Origin of the sequence: Hyella patelloides LEGE 07179 (assembly GCF_900659865.1) — a bacterium.
Lineage (GTDB): Bacteria > Cyanobacteriota > Cyanobacteriia > Cyanobacteriales > Xenococcaceae > Hyella > Hyella patelloides.
This window is the reverse complement of the sequence record NZ_LR214136.1, coordinates 1-5345: the sequence shown is the minus strand read 5'-3', so window position 1 is coordinate 5345 and position 5345 is coordinate 1. Positions and strand designations below refer to the sequence as shown.

Annotated in this window: 3 protein-coding genes, 1 tRNA gene and 2 pseudogenes; 2 read left to right on the top strand and 4 right to left on the bottom strand. The window is 39.1% G+C overall.

The features are described 5' to 3' along the window. Positions 1-1088 (bottom strand): annotated as a pseudogene (locus H1P_RS30715) (transposase); the annotation flags it as partial. Between the two features lie 1183 nt (positions 1089-2271). Between H1P_RS30715 and H1P_RS30710 the strand changes: the two are divergent. After that, complete coding sequence (locus H1P_RS30710; RefSeq protein ID WP_144874900.1) at positions 2272-2808, top strand: ISAs1 family transposase; 537 nt, start codon at positions 2272-2274, stop codon at positions 2806-2808. Between the two features lie 204 nt (positions 2809-3012). Here the strand turns inward: H1P_RS30710 and H1P_RS30705 are convergent. From H1P_RS30705 to cofG, 3 genes are all read right to left on the bottom strand, one after another. After that, positions 3013-3085: transfer RNA gene (locus tag H1P_RS30705), tRNA-Lys, on the bottom strand. Between the two features lie 69 nt (positions 3086-3154). After that, positions 3155-4024 (bottom strand): aldose epimerase family protein, encoded by an 870-nt coding sequence (locus tag H1P_RS30700; RefSeq protein ID WP_144874898.1) that lies wholly within the window; start codon positions 4022-4024, stop codon positions 3155-3157. Between the two features lie 24 nt (positions 4025-4048). Beyond that, entirely contained in the window at positions 4049-5044 is a 996-nt protein-coding gene (gene cofG, locus H1P_RS30695; protein ID WP_144874896.1) for a 7,8-didemethyl-8-hydroxy-5-deazariboflavin synthase subunit CofG, read from the bottom strand. Positions 5045-5188: 144 nt separating this feature from the next. Here cofG and H1P_RS30690 point away from each other — a divergent pair. Further along, a pseudogene (locus tag H1P_RS30690) lies at positions 5189-5345 on the top strand (photosystem II q(b) protein); the annotation flags it as partial.

Here is a 5345-nt window from a genome sequence, read left to right as displayed (position 1 = left end):
TTCTGGAGTTACAATATCTGGGGAGACATTTGTAATAAAATAATCAATATCTGTAGCCATTGAAAAAGTATCCGCATCTCCTACGATAGCAACAATTCTTTTTTCTTTGAAGGCAGCAATTTCAACTTCTTCTGTTGTCACCCAAACTTTTTTTGGTTTATCTAAATTTAGCGTTACTTGTGTAAAAGCATCTTCTGATAAGCTTTCTGCAAACTTATCTATTCGCATGAATGCAATATTATCTCTTTGATTAACAGTAATTTTTCTATTTTTAGCTATTCCCCCTAAATAATTCAATTTTCTTGTATCGAGCTTCGATAAAAAAGTCGTATTGTTCCCATATCCTGAATCAATTAAGACTATTCCTGGTTTATATCCTCTTTCAAGAGTTTTATCAATTAAACTTAAAGCTAACTCTGGTTTTTTCTTAAATTCTGGGTCTTTCTTTCCGAATGGTAACGAATTACCATGTTGATATAATTCTATGTCTAAAGGTAAGCTTTTTTTTCCATCATAAAGCGGTGCGACCCTGGCGAGGTTTCCTCGCCCAAGGAACGCGCACCAAGACGATGTGTTGTTACCACTACATTTCCATTATCAGTTTTACCGATTTCCCCGATGTACTGACGACCTACTCCTGCTGTAAAATTTCCACTGTCTTGATGCGCGTTCCCTTGCGCCTGTCGTCGGCGCGGGGTCGCATCGCTTTTTCTATGTCCACTATCGTCAACAATTAGACTAAATCCTTGACTGATTCTAGTTTGGTTGGATTTACTCATTACTTCTAAGCGACGCTCGTTAATCTTGTCTGCTGACCAAGTTGCTTCAGTCAAGAAGCGATGCAGCGCGGTCTTGGGGGTTTCCCCCATGAGCGACTGCATCAAGACAATGGTGTAATTTGTGGTATGTGACTTCTACCGAGTCTCTCGCGATTTGAGATAGATTTTTTCGCTGACTTTCTCCCAATAATCATGCCTTTATAGTGTCTGAACTCCCTTTTCTGAGCTTTAGTCCTAAGTAAATCATCGAACTTTTTACACCATCGCTTCATTGCACGGGGGCATGGCTGCGGGAGTAGTTTCTTTCATGATGGCGAACGCTATAATTAGTAATGCTCAAGTCACTTAGCACAATCATTATACCTTATTATGACTATCAAAATTGTTTAAGTCCCGTTAGTTGAAAGAGGGCTAATTTTAAGACCAGAAAAGGTTAAAGGGAAAAGTAACGAAATTACCGCAATACCTAAACTAATTGAGACTTTAGCCGTTGAAGGAGTAGTTTTTGCCTTTGATGCAATCGTGCGACCTGTTCAGCTTAACTATTAATGTATTACATCATTTATAGGAACGCTGAGTTTAATTTCAGAACCTTGAAATTTAAATAACTCTTGATTCATGTGGGTTCAATTCCCACCGACGAGTGAGACGTTTGAATCCCTCGACTACGTGCTTAGAAGTAACATCATCTTGGTGCGAAGCTAGTCGAAAAGCGGATAGCTAGTAGCCAAAACTGGTAACTCTGCAAGGGAAGTTGTCTATGCTCAACATGGGTAAGACAGTTTAACTCAATTGAGGTGTCTTACGGTTAGCTACCAAGCTAATTCTAACCATTCGTAAACTTCGTGACAAAGAAGTAGTGGAAATGGCTTTTACACTACAGCCAAAAGGCAATTAGAGGTTTTTATTGAGATTTTAATTGTCTAAATAAAATGTTATCAAAATGTCGGCCTTTGATAATCTCACCATTATACCTCTCGGAGTATAGATTGGGGGCTAAGGACAACGCGAAATGATGATAGGGAACAGGATAACCCCATGCTTCTGTCAATAAACGACAAGTCAGATGTGAAGCGCAAGAAGTATGGGAGTAGGATGCAGTAAAAAGCCAATGCCTAGCCTGAAATATCAAACAGGCAATGCCTGACAAGGATGCGCGTAATTCGCGGGATCTGCGCTCCGTACTGCCCTGAGTCTGATTAAGGTTCTAAGTACTTCTTAAAAGACTAATACAGAATACTGACACAACTGTTTAACAGGTAAAATCCATTACGTATACAAATTGCGAGACTAATAGGTTTCGGATTTTCCTCTCGCATAACCCTTCGGTTAACAGCTTGCAAAATGTCATTTTACTGTGGTTTAGAGAAGGAAAATAGAGTACTGAAAAGCCAGGAGGAGCGCATTGCGGTGAAAGTCGCATGATGCGTTTTGAATGGGAGTGTCAGAGGGCGACCTCTGGCTCGACCCCTAACAATACACAAAAAAACGATTGAGACAATTATTGAGAGCAAAAACCATTATCTTGCAGCATCTCATTGGAAACCAGCCTAAACTATATCGATCTGTTCAAGCACAGTTTACTGAACATGACAGTTTTGACAGTATCTGCAAAGGGCATGGAAGAATAGAAAAACGAAAAGTCAGCACTGCTTATATAGATTTAAAGTTACCTGAATGGTTGAGTGTCAAGACAGTCATCAAAGTAGAATCTGAACGTCAACTTAGAGCTAAAACCGAGTTTAGTACTAGATACTATATCTCTGACCTAACAGAATCAGCATTAAAGTTCTATCAAAGAATTCGCGGTTACTGGGGCGTAGAAAATCAAGTTCACTATGTTCGTGACGTTACCCAAGGGGAAGACAAATCGAGGATTCGGACTGACCCTTTGCCTCAGATTTTAGCGGAAGCACGTAACTTAGCTCTCAATTTATATCGGGATGCTGGATTTGACAACATGGCTCAGGCACAACGTCAGTGTCAATTTAGCCTTAAGCACATTACGTCTCTTTTTAGAATGAAATAGCCCTGTATATAATGCCTGGTCTTTTTTTACTTTACAGAAAAGATAATCTTAAATCAGGTTTTTATGATGTCGCTTAAATTACTCTTTTTTACCCGTTTGACTATATGGGAATAATAGGTAAGTGAGTAATTTTTGAGTATAAGTAGGCTTTTGACTTAGGTTTGTCCTGGGTGAAAGTCTTAGGAATATAGACGCGAGGATATATGGGTCGCCTGGGACTCGAACCCAGGACAAGCCGGTTAAAAGCCGGATACTCTACCAACTGAGTTAGCGACCCAGAACAAATTTGGTTTTGTCCAACGATTTATAATCCTAACAGAACTTTTTTAGAAAGACAAGTAAAGAATCAAATTTGTTCGCAAATCATTTCTACATCAGCTTTGCAGCTTGTACCAGGTTTCACGATCATTATTTGTTCTCCTGTATTAATTCCATTACGAGGCGCACTCCAAGGTTCAACACAGATAAAATTCTTGCCCTTAACCGTCCAAAAAACCAGAGTAGAGAAAAGATCGGAGTATTTAATTGTTACTTTTTTTTGGCGATCGCGATCGCTAAATGAAGTACTATTAGCTGTTATGGAGGTAAAAGCAGCATCTATTTCATCTTTTTGATAATCGAACTCTCCTGAAAATTTTATGGTAGCCTTGCTGAGGTTATCTGTATACTCAGTTCCAGGAATCTCTACCTCTAGTTTTTGTTTATCTCCGATCTGGAAATAGGGATGAAAACCAGCCGAAAAAGGCATTTCAACCTCTGAATTATTAGTGTAAGTCTGCGAAATTTTGACACTGTTACCCCGTAACTCGTAGGTATAGCTAACTGCAAATTCAAAAGGATAAACCCTTAAAGTCTCTTGATCGCTTTCTAGGGTGATGGTGATACTGGCGCAATTACTGTTATTTGTTTCTCTCACTTTCCAAGGTATACGACGACCAAAGCCATGCTGCACCAATTTGTATGATTCCCCTTGGTAGTTGAAAGTATCATAGGGTAAGTTACCGCAGATAGGAAATAAAATGGGGACACCCCCTCGGACAGTCTTAGTGGGGTCAGCATATCTTTCTTCATCCAAATACAAAATTTCTCGATCGTTGATGCGCCAGCGAGTAATAATTCCTCCTCTTTCTGGTACTACCTCGATCTGAGACTTAGCCTCTTCGTCGGTCAGGATATAGGTATGATAATGTTTTTGCTCTTGAGAAATAGTAAACACTTTGAGTAGATTCCTCTAATAAAGTTATTCTTCTTTCACTTTAGAAGTTTCTACCATTGTTTCTGCGTTTTTGAGGTCATTTTCTTTAGCTTTAAGGCTTTTTTGTAGCTTGGGCGACAACCAATCATAGTATTGTGGGTATACAGGTAAACGAGGTATCAATTCCCAACCCATCGGTTTCAAAATAGTTTTTAAATATTTAGCAGTCAGATGAGGATAATCGGGATTTACTTCATCTCTGGGGCTAATACCACCCAAATCTCTAGCACCTGCTTCTATACAAGCCCAAAGTAACTCTGGTGTTCCGATTAAGTTTGGTGGTATTTGAATCGTAATATTTTCGGGTAAAATGCTTCTGGAATCTGCGATTAATGCTGGTAAATCTTCAAGAGGAAAATTCTCATTTTGATAACTTTGCTGACTGCCTAAACTGTGGGGCTGTAAGATAACTTCCTGAATATGACCCCATTGTTTCTGGATTTTCGCGATCGCTGATAAACTTGTAATACGATCTGTTTTAGTTTCCCCAATACCTAACAGCAATCCTGTTGTAAAAGGAATTTGTAATTTTCCTGCCCATTCTAGCTGTTGTAGGCGTGTTTCTGGTCGTTTACTGGGTGCATACTTATGAACAGTTTTCAGTAAAGTGGGTGTTAATTGCTCTAGCATCAGCCCCATAGATACGTTAACTCCTTTTAACCTCTCCATCTCCAACAAACTAAGAGGACCCACATTGGTATGGGGTAAAAAGCCCATAGATAATGCTAATTCACAAATATTCTCAATTCTTTGAAACCAATCCTCACGCCTTGCAGAATTGGGGTGTACTTCTCCACTAAGCACTAAAATCTCAATAACTTCTTTTGGTAAGAGCTTTTTGAAAACACTTTTTGCTTCAGTCATTGTCAGCCAAGAATCTTTACCAATATCGACTCGAAAATTGCAGTAACTACATCGATTGAAACACTCGTAAGTCGGAACTATTGTGTAGGCGGGACTATAGGTAATTTTGTGGCTCATAATCAATCATTAAAATAACTAATACTTGATATAAGTAAATATTTTGTTAGAAAGGGTTTACAAAACTCTAACTTTTCTCTAATATTAAAGGTGTCAAAGCAAACGAACCTTGACAATTAAATACATAAAGGAATTATAAATTTTATGACTACTACTCTACAGCAGCGCGAAAGCGCCAGCTCTTGGGAGAAGTTTTGTCAGTGGGTTACTAGCACTAACAACCGCCTCTACGTAGGTTGGTTTGGTGTGTTGATGATCCCCTGTCTTCTCGCAGCTACTACTTGCTTCATCATTGCTTTCG